At 37.3% G+C, this 23,994-nt stretch carries 18 protein-coding genes and 1 tRNA gene; 9 read left to right on the forward strand and 10 right to left on the reverse strand.

What is annotated here, in order from left to right:
- Positions 1-29: 29 nt before the first annotated feature.
- From QE429_RS20635 to QE429_RS20655, 5 genes are all read left to right on the forward strand, one after another.
- The gene (locus tag QE429_RS20635; RefSeq protein WP_307289729.1) at positions 30-2,204 is read left to right on the forward strand and encodes an MMPL family transporter; all 2,175 of its coding nucleotides are present in this window, start codon (positions 30-32) and stop codon (positions 2,202-2,204) included.
- 624 nt (positions 2,205-2,828) lie between these two features.
- Positions 2,829-3,941, forward strand: coding sequence for a metallophosphoesterase (locus QE429_RS20640; RefSeq protein WP_307290904.1), 1,113 nt, complete (start codon positions 2,829-2,831; stop codon positions 3,939-3,941).
- 171 nt (positions 3,942-4,112) lie between these two features.
- On the forward strand, positions 4,113-5,393 hold the full coding sequence (locus QE429_RS20645) for an ArsB/NhaD family transporter (protein ID WP_307289730.1): 1,281 nt from the start codon (positions 4,113-4,115) through the stop codon (positions 5,391-5,393).
- Between the two features lie 10 nt (positions 5,394-5,403).
- A complete protein-coding gene (locus tag QE429_RS20650) occupies positions 5,404-5,682 on the forward strand; it encodes a hypothetical protein (RefSeq protein ID WP_307289733.1) in 279 nt (92 codons plus the stop codon).
- An 868-nt stretch (positions 5,683-6,550) separates the two neighbouring features.
- Complete coding sequence (locus QE429_RS20655; RefSeq protein WP_307289735.1) at positions 6,551-7,702, forward strand: C39 family peptidase; 1,152 nt, start codon at positions 6,551-6,553, stop codon at positions 7,700-7,702.
- A 213-nt stretch (positions 7,703-7,915) separates the two neighbouring features.
- Here QE429_RS20655 and gndA read toward each other — a convergent pair whose 3' ends face one another.
- Positions 7,916-9,328, reverse strand: a complete 1,413-nt coding sequence (gndA, locus tag QE429_RS20660) for an NADP-dependent phosphogluconate dehydrogenase (protein WP_307289737.1) — start codon at positions 9,326-9,328, stop codon at positions 7,916-7,918.
- Between the two features lie 248 nt (positions 9,329-9,576).
- On the opposite strand from gndA, the gene QE429_RS20665 reads away from it, so the two are divergent.
- Positions 9,577-10,236: an FMN-dependent NADH-azoreductase gene (locus QE429_RS20665; protein ID WP_307289739.1), complete on the forward strand. Its 660-nt coding sequence runs from the start codon at positions 9,577-9,579 to the stop codon at positions 10,234-10,236.
- A gap of 596 nt (positions 10,237-10,832) precedes the next feature.
- Positions 10,833-12,107, forward strand: a complete 1,275-nt coding sequence (locus QE429_RS20670) for a sensor histidine kinase (protein ID WP_307289741.1) — start codon at positions 10,833-10,835, stop codon at positions 12,105-12,107.
- Positions 12,108-12,153: 46 nt separating this feature from the next.
- On the opposite strand, the gene QE429_RS20675 is transcribed toward QE429_RS20670, so the two are convergent.
- Complete coding sequence (locus QE429_RS20675; protein ID WP_483862237.1) at positions 12,154-12,888, reverse strand: CAP domain-containing protein; 735 nt, start codon at positions 12,886-12,888, stop codon at positions 12,154-12,156.
- Positions 12,889-13,334: 446 nt separating this feature from the next.
- Entirely contained in the window at positions 13,335-14,231 is an 897-nt protein-coding gene (gene gnd, locus QE429_RS20680; protein ID WP_307289743.1) for a phosphogluconate dehydrogenase (NAD(+)-dependent, decarboxylating), read from the reverse strand.
- Between the two features lie 148 nt (positions 14,232-14,379).
- Here gnd and QE429_RS20685 point away from each other — a divergent pair, with 148 nt between their 5' ends.
- Complete coding sequence (locus QE429_RS20685) at positions 14,380-15,219, forward strand: MurR/RpiR family transcriptional regulator (protein ID WP_373463214.1); 840 nt, start codon at positions 14,380-14,382, stop codon at positions 15,217-15,219.
- 107 nt (positions 15,220-15,326) lie between these two features.
- Here QE429_RS20685 and yhbH read toward each other — a convergent pair whose 3' ends face one another.
- The 6 genes from yhbH to queG form a co-directional block, all read right to left on the reverse strand.
- Positions 15,327-16,493 carry a sporulation protein YhbH gene (yhbH, locus tag QE429_RS20690; RefSeq protein WP_307289745.1) on the reverse strand — a complete coding sequence of 389 codons (1,167 nt, stop codon included), beginning with the start codon at positions 16,491-16,493 and terminating at the stop codon, positions 15,327-15,329.
- 464 nt (positions 16,494-16,957) lie between these two features.
- Positions 16,958-18,853: a PrkA family serine protein kinase gene (locus QE429_RS20695; RefSeq protein WP_307289746.1), complete on the reverse strand. Its 1,896-nt coding sequence runs from the start codon at positions 18,851-18,853 to the stop codon at positions 16,958-16,960.
- Positions 18,854-19,186: 333 nt separating this feature from the next.
- A complete protein-coding gene (nfsA, locus tag QE429_RS20700) occupies positions 19,187-19,936 on the reverse strand; it encodes an oxygen-insensitive NADPH nitroreductase (RefSeq protein ID WP_307289747.1) in 750 nt (249 codons plus the stop codon).
- A gap of 59 nt (positions 19,937-19,995) precedes the next feature.
- The gene (gene trmL / locus QE429_RS20705; RefSeq protein ID WP_307289749.1) at positions 19,996-20,469 is read right to left on the reverse strand and encodes a tRNA (uridine(34)/cytosine(34)/5-carboxymethylaminomethyluridine(34)-2'-O)-methyltransferase TrmL; all 474 of its coding nucleotides are present in this window, start codon (positions 20,467-20,469) and stop codon (positions 19,996-19,998) included.
- 112 nt (positions 20,470-20,581) lie between these two features.
- Positions 20,582-21,457, reverse strand: a complete 876-nt coding sequence (locus tag QE429_RS20710; RefSeq protein ID WP_307289751.1) for an amidase domain-containing protein — start codon at positions 21,455-21,457, stop codon at positions 20,582-20,584.
- Between the two features lie 87 nt (positions 21,458-21,544).
- Positions 21,545-22,675 (reverse strand): tRNA epoxyqueuosine(34) reductase QueG, encoded by a 1,131-nt coding sequence (gene queG, locus QE429_RS20715; protein WP_307289753.1) that lies wholly within the window; start codon positions 22,673-22,675, stop codon positions 21,545-21,547.
- Positions 22,676-22,782: 107 nt separating this feature from the next.
- On the opposite strand from queG, the gene QE429_RS20720 reads away from it, so the two are divergent.
- Positions 22,783-23,448, forward strand: a complete 666-nt coding sequence (locus tag QE429_RS20720) for a B3/B4 domain-containing protein (RefSeq protein ID WP_307289756.1) — start codon at positions 22,783-22,785, stop codon at positions 23,446-23,448.
- Positions 23,449-23,737: 289 nt separating this feature from the next.
- On the opposite strand, the gene QE429_RS20725 is transcribed toward QE429_RS20720, so the two are convergent.
- Positions 23,738-23,811 (reverse strand) — tRNA-Gly (locus QE429_RS20725).
- Positions 23,812-23,994: the final 183 nt, after the last annotated feature.

Raw genomic sequence — 23,994 nt, forward strand, 5'->3', positions numbered from 1 at the left:
GAAATAGTAAAACTAAAGGAGGATATCCTATGGATAAATTCGGAAAGTTTCTATACACCTATAGAAAATGGGTACTGTTAGTTTGGATTACTGCCATCGCCTTTTTTGGATTTTTCGCATCAAAATTACCTACAGTGTTAAGTGGGAATGGATTTGAATATAAAGGAGAGTATAGTGAAACAAGAAAGCTCCTTGAAAATGATTTTGGACAGGCTAAGTCATCGATTATCCTTGTTTTTGAAAAGGATCAATCAATTAGTGACGAGAGGTTTCATGATTTTATTCAAGATACTTATAACAATTTACATCCTTTTAAAACTGCAAAGCAGATACTATCTCCATTAGAAAGAGAAGGAATGCTCAAAGAAAATGTGGCTTATGGACTTTTAACCTTTAACAAAAAAGCTGAAAATCTCGAGAATGAAATTAATCAACTAAAGGATATCCTTCACAATAAAAAGGGACTAAAGGTCACAATGACTGGTGAACCAATAATTGTTCAAGACCTGAATGTAGCTAGTCAAGAGGATTTGGCAAAAGCGGAAATGATCGGACTTCCAATTGCACTAATGGTGTTAATCCTTTCTTTTGGTGGCCTTGTTGCTGCATCATTACCCATTGTAATCGGTATTGTCTCAATATTAACCACAATGGGGACTGTTTATTTTTTTAGTTATAAAATAGATTTGTCTATCTTTATTTTAAATATTGTTCCAATGATTGGCCTTGCTTTAAGTATTGATTTCGCCCTTTTGTTTATCAACCGATACAAAGAAGAATTAGAAACGCAATCGGTCCAAGAGGCTATTAAAATTACGGTTATTACCGCGGGACGCTCCATAATCTTTTCAGGATTATGTGTTTTTATTGGATTATCAGGGCTTTGGTTTATAAAAATTGATATTTTTCAAAATGTAGCACTCGGCGGCATGACTGTAGTATTTCTCTCTGCATTCTGTGCGTTAACCTTTCTGCCTGCCTTACTGGCTATCTTAGGAAAGAATGTAAATAAATTCAGTATCCTTCGAGTCACAAATCACAAGAAAAGTATTTGGCACAGCTTTGCAAAGTTTGTAATGAGATACCCTATACTAATGACTAGCTCAGCTCTTGTTATCCTATTAGTTGGACTCATCCCAGTAAAACAAATGGTATTAGCAATCCCCGGGACAGAATCCCTCCCGCCTAAATATCCTTCAAGGGTGGCATTAGAAACCTTTAAAGAACATTTTATAGCAGCAGAAAAGCGGGATGAGAAAAAAGTTACTATTGTTCTTGAGTCCAAAGGAAATATTCTTGCATCGAATAATTTAGATAAAGTAAGCCGAGTGATACATAAATTAGAAAAGGATCACCTTGTATATTCGGTGGACTCACCCTATTCCGTAACCGGTGTTAAAGATCCTGTTCAACTTAAGCAACTTCTTACCAATGGGGGCCAAACCAAAGTCGGTCCAGTCATGAACTATTTTATTAGAGATAATAAAATGCTTTTGGAAGTATATCTAAAAACGAGTGAGCATTCTGCAAAAGCACGACAATGGGTAAATAACTGGTCCAAAAAAGATTTGGGCTTCACAACATATTTAGGTGGTCAGATCAAATTCGAGGAGGAAATATTTTCAGAAATATTTCATAAAGCTCCCTTCGGATTACTTTTAATTGTCATCTCTACTTTCTTTATATTAATGGCGGCTTTCCGTTCAATCCTTATCCCGATTAAGGCAATCCTAATGAACATTTTAAGCCTTGGTTGTACCTTTGGCATATTGGTATGGATTTTTCAGCAAGGTCATTTTGGAGTTACTCCTGCAGATATTGCCTTAATTTTACCGGTCTTTGTTTTCAGCCTCGTCTTTGGGCTGTCCATGGATTATGAAGTATTTTTAATTTCACGGATTCAGGAGTTTTATTTAAAAACTGGTGACAACAATGTAGCCACCATTTCGGGCTTAACCTACACGAGTAAAATTATTACTTCAGCAGCAGCGATTATGATCGTTGTAACAGGAGCATTTGCTTTTACCGGTGTCATGCCAGTTAAGCAATTGGGCGTAGGGATTGCAATTGCCATTTTTATTGATGCCACTATCGTTAGAATGGTTCTAGTTCCAGCCTTGATGAAGTTATTAGGTGATTGGAATTGGTGGTTTTTTGGCTTGAAAAATAAAATACAACTTAAACAAAAGAAAAAGCCAGCCTAGTTTATTTAGGCTGGCGATTTTTTATATATTCTTAGCATAATTTTCACTTGAAATTCTTTTCCTCCACGGGCACTAGTTAGTGCGACTAGTTACGTTCCTCTCTCTTTTGCTTCCTCCACGAGCACTAGTTAGTGCGACTAGTTACGTTCCTCTCTCTTTTGCTTCTTTCACGGGCACTAGTCCCTACGACTAGTGCCCAAGTAACCTCGATTTTCTTCTTCACGGGCTCTGCTCTCTTCAACTAGTACCTCTTCCTAGTCCATTACAAAAAAAGCCAGGCGCATACACGCCTGGCTTTCGCATTAAGATACTCTGGCCCCATTAGGGATGCTCCCTTTTTCTAAGCCTGCTCATTTACTTCTAGTAAATGATGTTTATCTGATGAAAGGAGCTTCTTTAATACTCAATTATGGCATCCCCGACTTTTTCTTTTCATATTATCAGCAATCATTATTCAACATGGCTTTTACTAAAGTCACACTTCACATGATTGTCAAAAAAGCAAAAAGAAGTTCAGAAGAGAAGAACTTCTTTCAATGCTTTCCCCTCATATTTCTTAAAAGAAAACAAATACTAAGTTTACCAAATTCCAACTAAATCTTGAGGGAGGTTTTCTTAGTGAAGATGAAAGGGCTCACGCTTTTTCTTATATCTTTTTCTCTTTTTATAGCCACTGGTTCCTCACTGGCTTACGCAGAGGAAGCAACCCCAAATAAGCAAGAAATTGTCCGTTTGAGAATCCTCGAAACAACTGACTTGCATGCCTCACTTCTTAACTATGACTATTATCAGACAAAAGTGGACAATCGAATTGGACTTGTCAAAACTGCCACCCTTATCCGTAAAGCAAGGAAAGAAGCTGATAATTCCTTACTGTTTGATAACGGTGATCATCTAAAAGGGAATCCTCTTGGAGAATATCTGGCAAGAATAAGAGGAATCCATAAAGGAAAGATTCACCCTGTATACAGGGCCTTCAATTACCTTAAGTATGATGCGATAGCCGTCGGTAACCATGAATTTAATTATGGCTTAAAATTTTTACACGCTGCTCTAAAAGGAGCAAAGATGCCTATTTTAAATGCAAATGTATATTCAGTAAAAAGTAATACCCCCTATTTTACTCCATACGTCATTCTGAAAAGGACTGTAGTGGATCAAAATGGCCTAAAGCATGAGTTAAAGGTTGGAGTCATTTCGTTTATGCCTACACAGATCATGAAGTGGGACAGGGCGAATCTGGAAGGAAAGGTATTTGCTAAACCAATTATGGATTCTGCCAAGGAGTTTGTTCCAATTATGAAAGCTAAGGGTGCCGATATCATTATTGCTCTTGCACATACTGGAATTAGCAGTGAACCCTATAACCCAGAATCTGAAGATGCCGTTTACTACTTAACCAAAATACCGGGAATTGATGCGGTTTTGTCTGGGCATTCCCATAGTGTGTTCCCAGGGCCTGTTTATAAGCATCTTCCCCATACTAACATGGAGAAAGGAAAAATTCACGGAAAGCCTGTTGTTATGGCTGGCGCTTTTGGTAGCCGACTGGGAATCATTGACCTAAAATTAAAGAAATCTGCAGGAAAATGGAAAGTGATTGATGGTGAGGCCCAAACTCTTCCTATTGCTGATGATTCAGGTAAATCACTTGTTCCAACTGATAAGGGCCTATATCAATTATTAAAACCAGAACATCAGGAAACCGTAGACTTTATAAAAAAATTGGGACTCTAGAATAATTATCGGAGAGTTTACAAAATTTTTAGATTAATCCCCCCTTTACTTTCCTTGTATACTTTTATAAAATAAAGGTAATAATATATTCGGTGAATTTTAGGTGGAGTCTGTCAAAACGGGCTCCTTTTCTATTTTTCATCAGTAAAAAAATGGGAGAAGAGGTCGATCATGTCAACACAAGCTATCATCGCAATTGGCGTATTTCTTATCACATACGCCTTTATCGTTACAGAAAAAATCCATCGTACTATTATTGCCATGGCCGGCGGAATCATGATGGTTTTACTGGGTATTATCGGTCAGGAGAAGGCCCTCCACCATATTGATTTTAATACTCTCGGATTACTGACAGGAATGATGATTATTGTCGCCATTACCTCCGAGACAGGTCTATTCAAATACATAGCGATTTGGGCAGCGAAAAAAGTGAAAGGAGACCCATTAAAAATATTACTTGCCCTTGGCATCATCACTGCTTTAGGTTCAGCCTTTCTAGATAACGTAACTACCGTCCTATTAATGGTGCCTGTAACCTTTAGTATCACTAGACAATTACGAGTAAACCCAATACCCTTTTTAATAACAGAGATCATCGCTTCAAATATTGGAGGAACATCTACTCTTATCGGTGACCCGCCAAATATCATGCTTGGAAGCGCTGTAAAAGAGTTAACTTTTATGGCCTTTATTAACAATCTTACAGCGATATCATTTTTTATCTTGATTGTTAATATTGCAATATTAGCATTCATTTATAGAAAGCAACTTCGTACATCAGCCGAATTGAAGGCAAGTTTAATGGACCTGGATGAAAAGGAAGAAATAACAGACAGCAAACTTCTTATTAAGTCGTTAGTTGCACTTTCCTTAACTATTTTAGGATTTTTCCTGCATCAGTTATTTCATATCGAATCAGCAACAGTGGCATTAGCAGGAGCCTTTCTACTACTTCTCATTACTGGTGAGAAATATTTAGACAAGTCCTTTGCGAAAGTCGAATGGACAACCATTTTCTTCTTCATTGGATTGTTTGTACTCGTTTCAGGATTGATTGAAACAGGAGTAATATCATTGCTTGCAGATTACTCGGTTCATCTTACAGGAGGAAATGTTGCATCCACATCGATTTTAATTCTATGGGTTAGTGCGATTGCATCAGCGTTTATCGATAATATTCCGTTTGTCGCAACCATGATTCCAATGATTAAAGATATGGGTGAACTAGGTGTCAATAATTTAGAACCACTATGGTGGAGTTTATCACTAGGAGCATGTCTAGGTGGGAATGGAACATTGATTGGTGCAAGCGCCAATGTCATTGTAGCCGGCTTGGCAGCTAAAGAAGGACACCACATTACATTTGGTAAATTCCTATTAATTGCTTTCCCACTCATGATTCTATCAATTTTAATTGCTACGGCATACGTGTACTTAAGATATCTAATGTAGGAGGAGTATGATGAAAGTAGAATATAAGTATAACCACCAGCTTCTCGATATAACGGAAACCGCTAACGGCGAGGATATTGAATTTACGATTACATTAACGGATACCAGCCTAAAAAAAGACCTTAAAAAAGTACGAGAATACTTTGAAGATAATAAGGTGTTAACAGATATCCATTATTACATCCATCCTAATAACAACTATCAAATCATTGTAAGATCTGATTTTTATAATGAATTTTTAATCCAATTGTTTAGACAGGAATTATTGCAAGAGATTAAGTGGGTATAGTAAAGGAGCATTAATCCTTTCTGGATTAATGCTCCTATTTTTATTCACATTTACTATCTTCATAATGAATTCCATTTTTAGGAAATTCTTCATCAGGAGGTATCCAAGCTCTTTGGCAAATCTTCTTATCATTGGAGACTGAATATATATATTTCCAGTCAGTTTCATTTTTAAATTGCACTTCAAAAAAATTAGGATTGTTTTGCCTGCCTACTGGCTTGATTATTTTCCATTTTTGATTTGGGTATTTTCCCTCTAGGTATTCATTTAAATACTCTTTCTTTTGGGATACCTGATAATAATTTAAATATGGTCGAACAGTAAAAAATAATACTAGTAAGGTAGCAAATAAAATTGCAAGGCTTAAGCCTTTCTTTCTAATCCTTGGTGGAAATAAAAAGACTACAACAAATAATAATATTATAAAAAAAATTGAAGTGATAATTTCTACTACTGTTATTGGATGCAGTGTCAGTCCCCCCTTTAATTCCTCCCTATTCTATTTGCTATTTTATGCTATTTTAATCCTTTCTCTTACCGATTCCCATATATTAACACAAAAAAACAATATGAATACCACGCTTAAATCCTTATCCCTTAATTTTACTTCTTTTTCACCTTTAAATTAATTGGGAAAATAATTTATTTGCAGGAGCAAGATACATATTATAAATCTATTGATATTTCAAATTGATATACCTTCAAGTACTAAAGATTTTGAGTCTAGGTATCAAACATATTTGAAACTTGGTAAATACAGCTGTTTCCTATTGGGAAAAATTCTAAACAGCAAAATTGGAAGGTATATGTAAAATTAGGAAGAAATAGTAATAACTTAAGTATGTATTAATAATTAGGGGGAGTTTAGATGAAAAATATTTTTGTATCTCTATGCATTTCAGTGCTATTACTTTCATTTGGTTTTGGTCCAATTAAAAATGCAAAAGCCGAAGAAGTGATTCCGCTGGATATAGCAAAGCAAGCAGCTTTAAATCATTTAGAACAATCTATTTATGCTGATGAAATTGATAGCGTTGATGATTTACATTTTAAAACAAATCTTTATGACATAGATGAAACTCTATTGGGTTATTACCTAACCTACACTACTAGAGAGGGGAGCATTAATCATATTTTAATTTCTGCGTCCACCAATCTTGCCCCTGTCTTACAACACGGAGAAGGCCCACTCGATGATGAATATGAATATCTTCTTGAAAAAGGAAAAAAAATTTATTATTTAGGACCACTACAGTTTCTTTACGGTAATAATAAGGATGAGGTAAATGAAAAGTTTAATAAAAAAAAGGATGAGTGGCTAAAAGATTTGGAAAAACAAAATAAGAAAGATACAAAAGAGTATGAAAAACTTAGAAAAACAGAGATTCCAAGAGTTAAGAAAAAATCAAAGCATAAGGATGAGTGGGAAACTTTACTATCTTATGATCCCAATCAATTGACTACTACTGCTACAACATATAAAGTGCTAAGCGTCACCCGATTATCTCAAAGAAGCTCAGGAGTAAATAATCCTAATTCAGCTTGTGGGCCTACAACTGCAGCAATGGTAGCAAATTATCTTAAATCACAAGGTTACAATGTTAGAGGATTATCTGACTATAGTAGTACAGGTGCTTTTATCAATCATATGTACAATGAACTAGGTACTACCATAGCTGGTTCCTCTATTTCTGATTATACTTACGGCTTATATAAACATGTTCAACATAATTATTCCACCGATAAATGGGATACATGGTCTTATAGAGCCTATGGAAATTATACTCATTATAAAGATAATATTCTTAACAACAAACCAGTTGGACTTCGTTTCGACTTATGGATAAAAGAAGGTGCCTATGAAAATTATCATTTTGTAGCAGGTATTGGTTTTAACCATGGGAGTGTAGCCGAATTTGCAATTAAGGATCCTGATGGAAGTAATGGTGGTACAATCTGGCTAAATTGGAATGATAACAATGATGATATGGCAATGGGGTTAGTGAATTATATACCTTGATAATGTTGCATAAAAAAAAAACACTGACAATTTAAATAAATATCACTCTTTATAACAATACACACCTAGGTAATTATACTATATTTCACTGATAGGAATTAACATTTCACAACTTCTTGTAAATGAAAAATCCCCAGAGGAATCTTTTAGCCCTGGGGATTTTTTGAGTTCTTGAAATTTCAATAGCTCATCAATTTATCTTTCATACAATTATTACTCCATCCAATTTGTGTGGAACACTCCCTCTTTATCCACCCGTTGATAAGTGTGTGCGCCAAAATAGTCTCGTTGAGCTTGCAACAGATTGGCTGGAAGTGTCTCTGTACGATAGCTATCATAGTAAGCGATCGCACTTGCAAAGGATGGCACCGGAATTCCACGCTCAATTGCCATGCCTACCACTTGTCGTAATGAGCCCTGATAGTTTTCAACAATTTCTTTAAAATAAGGGTCTAATAAAAGATTGGCTAGTTCAGGATTATTGTCGTAGGCATCCTTGATTTTTTGGAGGAACTGCGCACGTATAATGCATCCGCCTCTAAAAATCATAGCAATATCTCCATAGCGAAGATTCCAATCATATTCTTCTGATGCGACACGCATTTGCGCAAATCCCTGTGCATAGGAACAAATTTTACTCATATACAAAGCCTTGCGAATCGCTTCAATAAGTTCTTCCTTGTTTCCTTCAAATGGACGAACGCCTGGTCCATTTAGGATTTTACTTGCTTTCACACGCTCATCCTTCATTGCCGAGATAAATCGAGCAAATACAGATTCTGTAATGATGGGTAGCGGTACTCCTAAATCTAAGGCATTTTGGCTTGTCCATTTGCCTGTTCCCTTTTGACCAGCAGTATCAAGAATGACATCCACTAGCGGTTTACCCGTCTCCTCATCCACCTTTGTAAAAATGTCTGCTGTTATTTCTATTAAATAACTATCTAATTCTCCTTTGTTCCAATCAGCAAAAACCTGGTGAAGTTCTTCCGCACTTAACCCAAGGACATTTTTTAAAATAAAGTAGGCCTCAGATATTAATTGCATATCACCATATTCAATCCCATTATGTACCATTTTCACATAATGGCCGGCTCCATTTGGGCCAATATATGTACAGCAAGGGTCGCCTTCCACTTTAGCTGAAATAGCTTCAAAGATTGGCTGCACCAGTTCATAAGCCTCTTTTTTTCCACCTGGCATGATAGCAGGACCTTTTAATGCACCTTCTTCTCCTCCAGAAACACCTGTCCCTATGAAATGAAAACCAGCTGTTTCCAGTTCCTTATTCCGACGGATGGTATCTTGGAAAAAGGTATTCCCGCCATCAATTAGAATATCTCCTTCTTCTAAATAAGGCTTTAAGGAGTCAATTGTTGCATCCGTAGCAGTACCTGCCTTCACCATCAATAATATTTTTCTTGGCTTCTCTAACAAGTTTACAAACTCTTCAACCGTCTCTGCTCCGGCAAAGTTTTTTCCTTCTGCTTCATTCTTTAGAAACGCTTCAGTTTTATCATAGGAGCGGTTATAAACAGCAACAGAATAACCTCGGCTTTCAATATTTAAAGCAAGGTTTTTTCCCATTACTGCTAAACCAATTACACCGATTTGTTGTTTTGTCATTGTAATTCCCCTTTCCATTCATTTGTTTTATTTCCTCATCATAATTCAATCTTCTATAGTTTGGCTCTTTTTAAAAGTATAACACTTATTAAATTTTATATATAAAAGAAAGACTTCTTAGGCTGCTTTTCACCTCTAAAACAGACACGTAATGTTCAAGAACGTCACCTTTTGTTCAATATTGAACAAACCAATCTTCTCTATAATGTGATTAAGAAGTTAAAATACTTTTAAAAGGTGTGTTATGGGTGAAAAAATTACTATATGTAACAGCAAACCCCAAAGGTCTTGAAAAATCAAAGGGGCTTCAAATTGGTGAAGCCTTCCTTGAAACTTACCAACAGGAACGCCCTGAAGTAGCACTCACAAGAATGGATTTGTTTTCGTTAGATTTTGCTCAAATGGATGCAGACTTGGTTTTTGCCAGAGGAAAATTAGCTGGGTACGGGTATACATTAGATCAATTGTCCGAGGTGGAAAGAGAAAAAATTTTAAAAATGCATAGGCTTGCTGATGAATTTATCTCTCATGACTATTATGTCTTTGTGTCGCCCATGTGGAATTTAAACTCTCCCGCAGTATTAAAGGCCTTTTTAGACAACCTATTTATTGCTGGAAAAACCTTTGCACATACAGCAAACGGACCAAAAGGTCTTTTAACTAATAAAAAAGCCATTCATATTCAGACAAGAGGTGGTCAATATACAGGGACTCCACTGCAAGAAATGGAATCAGGCGACCGTTATTTAAGAATTGCCCTTAGTTTCCTTGGTATCGAAGTGATGGATTCAGTCATCGCTGAAGGCTTCGATCTATACCCACAGAAAGTACCTGAAATATTGAAAAAAGCAAAAGAAGATGCAAGACTTGCTGCAAAAGAATTTAGTAAAGACCCCCTCACAGTATAAATAAAAAGGCTTCCCTAGGAGTAACGGTTTCTGTAAAATGACCATCAATTTATATGTGAATTGATGGTCATTTTTTATTGATATAAATCGAATCTTTTAAAAATTTGTGTCCAAACTGTAGTCCAATTTTTAAATCAAAATGTAAGGTTACAGATATTTCTGTTACCTCGCAAATTGGACAGCAAATGCTGTGTTTTTTTACAAAACTACGTTTGGCATTGGCTCTGAAATTATTTATTGATTTTCGTATAGGTATGACAATTAATAAGCGGAGAATTTCCGGCTAATGTAGCTTTAGAAGCAGAGATAAGCGGAGATATTCCGGTTAACTGCTCTAAATAAGCCAAAATTCAAAGATTTGGATCTTATAAGCGGAAAAATTTCGCTTATTTTTAAGAAAATATGGGTATTTTCCAATTTAAACGGAATTTTTCCGTATTATTTGCAGCCTTTATAAAAAGTGACAGTTGTCTGCTCGTTACCTTAGATAGAAAAAGGTTTTTTGTTTAACTTTCTAAAAATTTAGCGAATTTTGTTGTATAATTTGGGGAAAACCTGTAAAATTTTCCTATGAGCCTTTTTGGACGGTGATGTGTATGGAAATTACGAAACACCTTTTCTTAAATCTCTCCCTTTTAATCATACTTTTATTTTTCTCTGTTCTCATGTTCGAAAAAAATAGAAAAAAATTCCTATCTAAACCCTCATTAATACTGCTATTTATTGCCATGCTATGGCTATGTATTCAATTCTCCTATAATCCGGTTCCAGACTCTAGGTATGATTTAAGGATTATCCCTTTAGTCCTTGGTGGTCTTTATGTAGGAATCGGGCCTATACTTGTCTTATCACTTATCATTTTAAGAAGCTTCTACGGCTTCAATTTAGGTCTTCTTCAAACATCTATCCTATTTGCACCACTTATCATTATTTTTTGGCGAATGTATCCTTGGTTTTGGAAGCAGGTTCCTTCACGCCGAATATTCGTTACTGTATGTATGAGCATGGTTCTTGGAATCATTACTGTCTTTGGAATGAGCTTTAACAATACTCACACTTACTGGTTTGATGCTTGGTTCGCCTATTTAGTAATACCGTCACTCGGAACCGGCATCATCTCCTACTCCATTGAATTCGTTAAAAAAAATACCGAAATGCGACAACAGTTAATCAAAGCAGAAAAATTAAAAGCAGTAGAGCAAATGGGAGCAGCCATATCACATGAAATTCGGAATCCACTGACAGCTGCCAGCGGCTTTGTTCAGCTGCTACAGGATGATTACTTATCTAGACAAAAGCGGAAGGAATACTTATCGATTGTAAAAGAAGAATTACTTTCCGCCGAAAGAGTGATCCAAGATTATCTTACCTTTGCTAAACCTGCTCTTGAAACTTTTGAAGAGTTGAATGTAAAAAGTGAACTAAGGCAAATCATTAATATCCTAAAGCCTTTAGCTCACCAGAATTCAGTAGAGATTATTACAGATTTTTCAGTGATTGGGTTTATACAAGGAGATAGACAGAAATTCCGACAATGCTTTATCAATGTACTTAAAAACGCCATTGAATCCATGCCAAATGGTGGTTATTTAACCATATCAACGGAGTATAACCAAGACAGTATCAAAATTAATGTACTTGATACTGGAGTTGGAATGACAAAGGAACAACTCGACCGCTTGGGAGAACCTTTTTATTCGACTAAAGGTAAAAACGGGACTGGCCTTGGTATGATGGTAGTGTATAGTATTGTACGTGCGATGGATGGAGCCATATGGGTCGAGAGCGAAGTCGAGAAGGGTACCATCTTTCAGTTCGAATTTCCTGCCTTAACCTCCTTCATGAAATTAAATGATTCGAAAGCTAATTAAGGCTGACTCATGAGACATGGAGTCAGCCTTAATTTTTATACCTGTTTTATTTACCAATAAACATTTGTGACCAATTTTTGCCTGCTCCTTCATAACCAACCCCGATATGAGTGAAGTTAGGGCTTAGAATGTTTTTGCGGTGGCCTTCGCTATTCATCCAAGCAGTAACCACTTCTTGTGGCGTTGGTTGCCCTTGTGCTATATTTTCACCCGCTGATTTATACGTCACACCAAAGTCTCTCATCATGTCAAACGGTGATCCATAAGTTGGACTTGTATGTGAAAAATAATGGTTTTGTTGCATATCCTCTGCTTTCTTTTGGGCTACTCCGTTTAACTGTGTATCTGCTTTCAAAGCAGGGAGCCCATTTTTACTTCTCTGTGCATTTGTTAAGTCAATTACCTGTTGTACATATTGACTTACTGCACCAGTAGCAGGTGCCTTAGTTGTTGTCGGCTGTTTTGGTGCTGGTGCAGCAGGCTGAGCTTGTTTTGGTGCCGGTGTTGGCGCAGGAGCTGCTGGTGCCGGCTGTGCAGGCTTCGGTGCCATCGGCGTTGTCTGCTTAGGAGCAGGTTGTGTTTGTTCTGGTGCTGGCTGACCCGCTGGTGCTTGGCCACCTGGCATTTGCTGTTGGATATATGGCTGGATTTGATTAATAATTCCTGCCCAGCCCTGTTTTGGATCAACTTGAACGAATTGATACTTTGCATCGCGTACTAATACTGCTCTTGTATGTGGATATTGATTACTGTCCATATTTGTTTGGTAGGCAGAAATCATATCATCATTATTTCTTTTTATTTTGCGTTTGTCATTGAACCAATTTCTGTCCGTATCACTTTGGCTATTGTTTGTATTTGTATAGTCCTCCGTAAGTGGACCATTGTGATCAATACCATCATCCCGACCGTTACGAACATCAAGCCTGTTGTCATTTCGGTCAATGTTCATTCCCACCTGATCGCGATCATTTATATTATTTCGATCATTATTACAGGCTGCTAACCCCATGGTAAGGGCGGCAGTTAAAATAATACTTGCTGATTTCTTTATCAATCGAAAAACCCCCTTTTTCTAAAATGTTTTCTTACTTTCTTATTTTTTATTATTTGTAAGGAACTATGAATGGTAATAAACGTCTGAATGAAAAGAAAAAGGTTTTTGGGGTAAATAAAAACAACAGATACATACGCATCTGTTGTTTTCTGATTGTATTAATAGATACTTTATTTACTTACTACACCATGTCCGCCAAATTCATTTCTTAATGCAGCTACCACTTTTCCAGTAAATGTATCATCCTCTAATGAGCGATATCTCATCATGAGAGATAATGCGATAACTGGAGAAGCCGTCTGAAGGTCTAATGCTGTTTCTACTGTCCATTTTCCTTCACCAGATGAATGCATAATTCCTTTGATTCCTTCAAGCTTCGCATCTTTTGAAAAGGCATTTTGTGTTAGATCCATTAGCCAAGAGCGGATAACAGACCCATTGCTCCAAACCCTTGCAACCTGCTCATAGTCATAATCAAACGGGCTTTTTTCCAGCAAATCAAATCCTTCAGCAATTGCCTGCATCATTCCGTATTCGATCCCATTATGTATCATCTTTAAGAAATGGCCGCTTCCACTTTCACCCGCATAAAGATAACCGTTTTCTACACAAATATCTTTAAAGATTTCCTCTACATGTTGGAATGCTTCTTTATTTCCACCGATCATGGTACATGCACCATTTCTAGCACCGTCCACGCCTCCACTAGTACCAACATCTAAGAAATGGATTCCTTTTTCAGCAAACTCTTTTCCACGTTCTACTGACTGTTTATAATGAGAATTTCCACCTTCGATGACAATATCATCAGCAGTTAGTAATTCCTTAAGATCTTTAAGTACGTTATTGGTAATTTCACCAGCTGGTACCATTACCCACACGGCTCTTGGTGATGGTAGTGCAGCTACTAGTTCTGCTAATGAACTAACACCATGTCCGCCTTTTTTAGATATTTCTTCGACTGCTGTTGTATTTACATCAGTAGCTACAACCTCATGTTTATGATCTAATAAATTTAATGCTAAACTAAATCCCATTTTACCTAAACCAACTAATCCAATTTTCATTTTTATGTTCCCTTCTTGAAATATTTTTTCGTCTTCTAATACTATAATCAAAAAAATTTCTTTCTGCAATTGATTTGAAGAAATTTTTTTTCACACATTCCTTCTATGCTATAATTTATTTAAATCAAATAAAAAATGAGGGTTGCAGATGAGCTGCATAAGCAAAATACGCTCTTACTATGCCAGATTGAGTGAAAAGGAAAAACAGATTGCCGATTTTATATTAGATAATCCTGAAAAAATCATTCACAGTACAATAAACGAAGTTGCTGAAGACCTTGGAATGGCCGATGCAACTGTTTTCCGATTTTGTAAACGAATAGGATTTAAAGGATACCAGGCAATGAAAATTGCGCTAGCCTCAGAAATCATTACTCCTATCCAGCAAATTCATGAGGAAATTACTGAAGAGGATAATGAAAAGGCTGTCACAGAAAAAGTATTTAAATCAAATATTAGAACCCTTGAGAATACGTTGCAGCTTCAAGATAGTGAATCCATTCAAAGGGCTGTCAAAATGATCCATACAGCTGAAAGAGTGCATTTTTATGGAACTGGGGGTTCGGCTGTTATTGCAATGGATGCATTTCATAAGTTCATTCGAACCGGTATTAAAGCATTTGCGTTTATCGATTCCCACTTTCAGCTCATGTCTGCCTCTCAATTAACAGAGAAGGATTTGGCTGTTGTAATCTCTCATTCGGGCTCAAATAAAGATACCATTGATATTTTGAATGTAGCTAAAGGGAATGGAGCAAAATCAATTGGGATCACCAGCTTCCCAAAATCACCAATTAGCCAAAAGGTCGATGTAGCTCTTCTTACCAGCTCTGAGGAAACTGAATACCGGTCCGAGGCATTAGCATCACGTATTGCCCAATTAAGCCTTATTGATGCCCTGTACGTGAACATCATGATCCTAAATAAAGAACATGCAAAAGCTTCTCTTGGAAAAATCCGATCAGCGATTTCGGATACCAGGCTGTAAATCAGACTCGTTTGCTACCTACCTAAAATTATTATTTACCATTTTTCGTTTTAGATTACGGATTTAATCAAAAACAAACGACAGGTGCTTCACCTGTCGTTTAACTTTTATGCATATTGTTTTGATTCTTCCTGATGGAAGAAGCTTTTCATGGCATGGAAGACATCTGCTTTTTGCTTGAGGATATAATAGCGGAAATGTTCATCCTTGATATTTTTATATGCGGACATAAGCGTTGAATGACGATTATACTGATTAACCTCTCCGTATCCAAACATATTAGATACCTTCATTAACTCTTCGACAAGCTTCACACAGCGAGCGTTATCGGATGTGAGATTATCACCGTCTGAGAAATGGAATGGATAGATGTTAAACTTTCGTGGATTATACTTACTATCAATAATTTCAAGCGCTTTTCGGTAGGCTGAAGAACAAATCGTTCCACCGCTTTCTCCTTTTGAGAAGAAATCTTCCTCCGTGACAATCTTTGCTTCTGTATGGTGAGCAATAAACTCAATTTCAACTGTTTCATATTTGGTTCTTAAAAAGCGTGTCATCCAGAAGAAAAAGCTTCTGGCCATATACTTTTCCCAAATTCCCATCGAACCACTAGTATCCATCATTGCAATAACAACCGCTTTTGAATCTGGTTTTACGACTTCATTCCAAGTTTTAAACTTTAAATCATCTTTGTAAATGGGATGGAATGCTGGTTTACCGCTCATAGCATTTCGTTTGAATGCAGACATCATGGTTCGTTTCTTATCAATATTGCCCATTAACCCTGTTTTCCGGATATCGTTGAACTCAATATTTTCTACGAGATGCTCCTGTTCCTCTTTTCGTTTTAAATTCGGAAGCTCTAATTGCTTGAATAGTGCTTCCTCAAGCTCCATTAATGACACTTCTGCTTCAAAGTAATCTTCACCGGCTTGGTCCCCTGCCCCTTGGCCTTTCCCAGGACCTTTTTGCCCACTTGAACCGTCACGTGCCACAACATCACCGACTTGACTCTCACCGTCACCTTGGCCCACGTGTTTGTTTTTGTCATAATTATAGCGAATTTTATATTCGTCCAAAGAACGAATAGGAATCTTTACCACATCTCGACCATTAGACATAATGATACTCTCTTCAGTAATGAGATCTGGAAGATTGTTTCGAATTGCCTCCTGGACTTTTTCCTGATGCCGCTGCTGGTCATCGTGGCCTTTACGGTGGAGGGACCAATCTTCTCTTGAAATGACAAATTGATGATTGTTAACAGACAATGTAAACCCCTCCTTATGAAATTAATTAAATCCTTGTTGCACACTTTTTCTTATCAATACATAAGATAATCCGATTAAAAAGTTCAATTAAAATATGGATTACTTTATCCTATGCAAGAGCAAAGAATAATTTACTAATAATTTCGACAATTGGGGTTTCGCCTATTAAATTGGACGAGTTACAAGAAAAGCGCAAGCGCCTTGGTCAGCCCCGACAGGCAAATGTTCTTCGGCAAGAAAAGTCACTCTTTGACTTTACTTGCCGAAGGTTATTTGACCCTAGCTGTAACAATCATCGCTTTATCAAGCCATGATTGTTACAAGATACTCAAAGGAGAGTATTCAGGATGAAAACTGGCTAGGCGCTGGGGCTGGACAATTCTCGAAGTCGAATTAATACATTCTTATATTGAAAAAAAGAGACTGACAGATGTTTCTGCCAGTCCTTCCTATTTTAATCCTAGTTATCGGTTTAATAAGCTGCCAACATAACGTAATAACTCATTCGCAGATGTCGTATTATAGCCATGTTCATCCACTAAGCGTGCAACGACGTTATTAATTTTCTTAAGTTGCTGCTCATCTGGTGTTTTTGTAGACGTAGTAATCTTGACAACATCCTTTAGATCAGCAAACAGCTTTTTCTGAATGGCTTCTCGCAGTCTATCATGGGAGTTGTAATCAAATCGCTTCCCTTTCCTTGCATAGGCAGAAATTCGAATGAGGATCTCTTCCCTAAATGCTTTTTTGGCATTTTCAGATATCCCGATTTGCTCCTCAATAGAACGCATTAATTTTTCATCCGGATTTATTTCCTCACCTGTTAATGGATCACGAAGCTTTGATTTATTACAATATGCCTCCACATTGTCTAAATAATTGTCCATCAACGTTTTGGCAGATTCTTCATAAGAGTACACAAATGCCTTTTGTACTTCTTTCTTGGCAATATTATCATATTCTTTTCGGGCAATTGAAATATAATTCATATAACGCTCTCGAAGCTCTGCAGTAATAGATGGATGTTGATCAAGTCCGTCTTTTAATGAACGCAGAACATCTAAGGCATTAATAGATGGTACTTCCTTACGAATAATTGTAGATGAAATACGGTTAATGACATAACGTGGGTCAATGCCGCTCATACCTTCATCTTGATATTCTTTTTTCAGTTCAGCTATATCCGCTGCATTAAAGCCTTCCACACTCTCCCCATCATATAGGCGCATTTTCTTCAGTAAATCAATATCGCCTTTCTTAGGCTCTTTCAAACGAGTTAGAATTGTAAACATCGCTGCTACCTTTAACGTATGTGGAGCAATATGCACATCGGATACATCACTTTCATTTATCATCTTTTCATAGATTCTCTCTTCTTGAGAAACCTTAAGGTTGTAAGGAATTGGCATTACAATAATCCGTGAATGGAGCGCTTCATTCTTTTTATTAGAGATAAAGGAGCGGTATTCCGTCTCGTTCGTGTGAGCCACAATTAACTCGTCAGCAGAAATTAAAGCAAATCTTCCTGCCTTAAAGTTCCCCTCTTGTGTTAATGAAAGCAAATGCCAGAGGAATTTCTCATCACATTTTAGCATCTCTTGGAATTCCATCATTCCTCGGTTAGCCTTATTTAATTCACCATCAAAACGGTAAGCTCTAGGATCAGATTCAGAACCAAATTCCGCAATGGTTGAAAAATCAATACTTCCTGTTAAGTCTGCAATATCTTGCGATTTAGGATCCGAAGGACTAAATGTACCAATTCCAGTTCGCTTATCCTCTGAGAAAAAAATTCTTTCTACTTGAACATCTTCAATCCTACCGCCATACTCCTGCTCAAGTCTCATCATATTAAGCGGTGAGAGATTTCCCTCAATTCGAATACCATACTCTTCAAAGAAGTCTCCCCGTAAATGATGTGGGATTAAGTGCAGCGGATCTTCATGCATTGGACAGCCCTTAATGGCAAAAACAGAACCTCTGTCGGTATGCGAATAACTTTCTAACCCTCTTTTTAACATGGTAACTAAAGTAGATTTCCCCCCACTTACTGGGCCCATCAGCAGTAAAATACGTTTTCTTACATCCAGCCTTTTAGCTGCAGGATGGAAATATTCTTCGACTAAACGCTCCAATGACTCTTCTAAGCCAAATAATTGATTGCTGAAAAAGTTGTACTTCTTCGTCCCTTTTACCTCTTCGATCCCTGCATCCTTAATCATATTATAAACTCGAGAATGTGCAGATTGTGCTACCCATGGCTTTTCCTTCAGCATCAGTAAATAATCAGCGAATGTTCCTTCCCAACGCAGTTTTTCCTCTTCTTCTCGATACATCTCGATTTTTTTTAAGATATCCATAAGGCCCTCCCCCTGTAGCTTAATCAGAGACGATTAATATACTCTATGCACCAATGAACTTGAACATGCGTATGTGAGTGACTCTTTAACTTTTTTATTCGTTACAGGAAATCTTACACTTTTCATTTTTTAAAGTTAGGATATAATAAAATCATATGGGTAAAAATGAAAAATACGTAAGACGAAGGGGGCAATACATAACATGAACACATTCATCGTTGTTTTAGTAATGGTCACATTTTTGGCAGCAATCTTCACTGCAGGTTACAATGATAAGCCCGGTTCAACAAAATAATTTATTTATGTAAAAAGGCTGCCATTTAAGGCAGCCTTTTATCGTAAATCCAATTTATTTTGTTGGATGAATTCTTTCATATACATTCTATTTTGTTTTTCCAGCATAAGTGCCATCTGTTCAGTCCAGCGGTCTCTCCTTTTCCCGCCAGTTCTCTGTTCATAATAAGTGGAGATAATCTGGTCATATTCTTGAAGCTGTTCCAAATAAACACCCATATCCTGTTCGTATTCATCCTCATGATAAACGTGTTCAAGCGGTAACCTTGGCTTTTGATCGTTCATTTTTGCAGGATAGCCTACGGCTAGTCCAAACAATGGGATGACTCTCTCTGGTGTTTTTAAAAGCCTCTTAACCTCTTCTAGATTGTTTCGAATTCCACCTATGTAACAAATACCTAATCCAAGTGATTCTGCGGCTATAGCAGCATTTTGAGCAGCTAATGAGGCATCTATGAGACCAACCATGAATTTTTCTGTGCCCTCTATCGATGGGATGACGTCTTTCTGCTCCTCTTTACCAATAATGGTATGGCGATAAAGATCAGCACAAAATACGAAAAAATGACCGTTTTTTTCAACGTATTCCTGATTACCCGCTAATTCGGCCAACCTTTTCTTTTTTTCTCGATCCTTCACTCCTATGATAGAGTATGCTTGAATATAACTCGAAGTCGAAGCTGCTTGAGCACTTAGTACAATAGTTTTAATTTGTTCCTCTGTTAAAGGCGTATCCTCAAATTGCCTGATTGAACGGTGATTGAGAATCGTTGTAATCATATCATTCATAGTATTTTCCCTTCCTTTTTGCAAAAAGAGGCCCAAAAATTTCCGGGCCTCCAAACATTTTATTTCAGGTCTCGATAATCTTGCTGACGAAGTGCTTCATAAATAAGTATAGCGGCAGTATTAGAAAGATTTAATGAACGAATATTATTGGTCATCGGAATTCTCAAGCTTACCTCTTTATTATTTTCAATAACGTCTTTTGGTAAACCCGTTGTTTCTCTACCAAAGATAAAATAGTACTCCTTTTCAGGGTTACTGTAATCAAAGCTGCTATGAGACTTTTGCCCAAATTCCGTTAAATAAAAGAATTCACCGCCAGCACTTTTTTCGTAAAATTCATCTAATGAGTCATAATACGTAATATTTACATTTTCCCAATAATCCAGACCTGCCCTTTTTAACATCTTATCATCCGTGGAAAAGCCTAACGGACGAATTAAATGTAAATGGGTACCAGTCCCCGCACAGGTCCTAGCAATGTTCCCAGTATTAGAAGGAATTTGTGGTTGAAATAGTACGACATGTATTGCCAAAAAAACTCACCCCAGGTTGAAAAAACTATAAGAGCAATTATACCACTCTCATTTCTTCCTTTAAAGAAAACTACTGCAAGAAACCCTATGGATGTATGCAAAGAATGTTCATTTATGAATCGACAATGCTAAAGAACCTATATTTTATATTTGGTGTGTAAGCAGAAGAATCCTCGTATGCCCAATATCGCATACGACTATTATAGGTATGAGCATTCACTAAGGGCATACCATTGGCATCCTTTCCTGTAACAATAGTATTATGATTGTATCGCCCATCTCCTTCAAAGTCATAGCAAATTACGTCTCCCAATAGCAATTGATCAGGACTGCTTACTTCTCTTGCTCTTAGGCCAGCCTTTGAATTCCCTAAATATAGCCTTAAGGAATTCGCTACAGCCCAGCTATAGCTCCAATTACTATTCTGTAGCCACCAACCGTTCCCCCGATTAGGATACCCTCTCATTGGAGCTCCACCTGTATGAAGGCACTGTGAAATGAAGTTTGTACAATCAACTTCAAATTTTTTATAAGCGGGATTATAGCTATTCCACCAGCGCTCGGCATATTGCACAGCTTTTAAGCGATTGTATTGATAACTTACCCTTTCTTCCTTCTCTTCCATGTGTGTTTCCATTGAATCATGAAGAGAGTGAACATCTTCTTTTGGTATTCTTTCTTCATCCATGACTAAAGCACCTTTGTAGAATTTAGCCAGTCGGTCTTCTATTTCTTCTTCCATATAAAGTATTCCTTTTTGCTTTATTAAATATTGATAGTGGGCAAGGTACTTTACCGTTTGGAATTCTTCATCTGTAAACTCCTCCATAATTTTACCTGTGGCTTTTACCTTTACAATTTCTGCAGACCTTTTAGCTAATGTTTCCTGTTTTTTCTCCGCTTTCGGAAAAAATACCCGGTGACTTCTTTTATCAGTAACAAATTGATTAACTCTTTTTTCAAACAGATCTTGGAGCAATTCAATCATCCGTGCTTCCCCCCTTTCATTCATACATATGAACGAAAGTTGGATTTCATTAAGAAAAGAGCGAAACCATTAAGGTTCCGCTCTCCATTACTTAAAGAAATTTAATGCTTTGTCGATTTCTTTTAGAACATCACGATCTGTTTCTCTGTCTTTTGCCTGTAAAAGGGCGGTGTATGCCGTCTCTCCACCTATTTTTCCGAGTGCCCATGCTGCTGTACCTCTTGTCACAGGACTTGCTTCATTTTCTATAACCTCGATTAAGTCAGGTACGGCTGTATCATCTTTAAAATGAGCCAGCGCAATAACCGCATTTCGCTGGATTGGCTTTTTTCCTCGCCATGAGCCCGAAACAGAACCAAACTGCTTTTTAAACTCCCTATTGCTTAACTTTAAGATCGGCTTTAGCAAAGGCTTGGCCACCTCTGGATTGGCCTCCATTTCTTCGTGAAAATGAAAGTTTAACCCTTTATTTACTGGACAAGCAGTTTGGCAGGAATCACAGCCATAAATGCGGTTTCCAATCTTGTCCCTAAATTCATCCGGAATAAGCTCTTTGGTTTGTGTTAAAAAGGAGATACAGTGTTGTGCATTAATTTGTCCTCCTTGGACTAATGCACCTGTTGGACATGCCTCTAAACATTTTGTACAAGTGCCGCAAAGGTCTTCTATTGGTTCATCGGGTTCAAAGGGGATACTTGTAATCATTTCACCTAAATAAACATATGACCCATATTCTGGTGTAATAATAGAACAGTTCTTCCCACTCCAGCCAATTCCTGCCCGTTCTGCAACGGCCCGATCAGAAAGTTCTCCCGTATCTACCATTGATTTTAACCTTGCTTCTGGAACTTTTGTCAAAATAAATTCTTCAAGCTTCTTTAGCCTGTCTCGTAGAATATGATGGTAATCAAGGCCCCAAGATGCCCTGCTGAAAAAGCCTCTTCGTTCACCTTTTCTGCCTTCAACACGCTCGTTCATCTTGGATGGATAGGCAAGAGCAATGGCTATAATGGAACGCGGCTCCTCCATTAATAGAGATGGGGTCACCCGTTTATCTATGTCTGGCTCTTCAAAACCCGATTGAAACCCAAGTTCTTTTTGTCTAATTAATCGATTTTTCAATTCACCGAACACATCTGCAGTTGTAAAACCGATCTTATCAATCCCAATTTCCTTACTATAGGCAACAAGTTCTTTCTTTAGTTGTTTGACGTCCATAGTTTAATTCCTCCTTTCCCTAAAGTTGTTTATATTAATTGTTTTAATTTTTGGTTGCACATCTATATATGATAAACTAATTTAAATGAATTTTGGAGGTGGAATGGTTGGAAATTCAACTCTCACAAGAAATAATAGAACGAATACCTGACTTTAAACTGGGTGTAATTGAATATAATAACATAATTGTCAGTGATTCACCCCAAATGCTAAGGGGGAGACTCCAGCTATTCCAGGAGTCTATTTATTTTGATTTAGAAAATAAACCTGTGACAGAGTTGCCTGGATTACAGGAATGGCGCTCTATTTTTAAACAGAATGATAAGGATCCTAACCGGTATCGTCCATCTGTAGAAGCCTTATATAGGAGAATACAGAAACAGAACTACCTCTCGTCCGTACAAAGTGCCATTGATATTAATAATTTTTTCTCCCTACAATATCAAGTGCCTATTGGAATCTATGACCAGAAATGTTTGAATGGCCCCGTTACTATTCGCTTTGGGGGTGTTGGTGAGGAGTATATGGGCTTAAATGGACGTTTAAATTCCTTACATAACCTTATTGTCTCATCTGATGAAGAAGGTGCTTTCGGAAGTCCTTTTGTAGACTCAGATCGTACACCAGTGACTTTTGATACTAAAGAAGCCCTACAACTGATCTATTTAAGACCTTCTACTGACATTCAAAATGCAGAAAGGCTAACTGAGTCGCTCATGAACATGTTTACACAAGTACATGGTGGAGAAGCATCCTATCATATCCTTAAATGATGCCATACAGGCATAATTATATATATATAGGCTGTGTTAAAGAATGTGTTAAAGGACATAGTTGACTTTTATACCCTGTTGATTGGAGCGGAAGGCACGAAGAAGCCTGTGGGAGTGCGGGTCAGGGGAGACCCCGCAGGCGCAAGCGCCGAGGAGGCTCGCCGAAACGCCCACGAACCGCTCGTGCCTGGAGTGCAAATCAACAGACAAGTTTACAAAGCCTATATATAAAGAAAAAACGCAATGCATCGTTCTCTAGGTAACGATACACTGCGTTAGTTAATATGTATGGAGCGGGTGATGAGAATCGAACTCACGACATCAGCTTGGAAGGCTGAGGTTTTACCATTAAACTACACCCGCATAATTTTTTGACAACTTTTTGAACGATTTGACCCTTACAATGTTACACACTTTTTTATTAATCGTCAAGTGGTTTTTGCGAATTATGTCGAATGGCCCCTAAAAAACTTCGGATGTTTTCAGGTAACAACATAGAATGGTGACCAATATCGCTTACTCTTACCTCTACTGGTAACATTGGCT

It is taken from the genome of Bacillus sp. SORGH_AS_0510 (genome assembly GCF_030818775.1).
Taxonomy (GTDB): domain Bacteria; phylum Bacillota; class Bacilli; order Bacillales; family Cytobacillaceae; genus Neobacillus.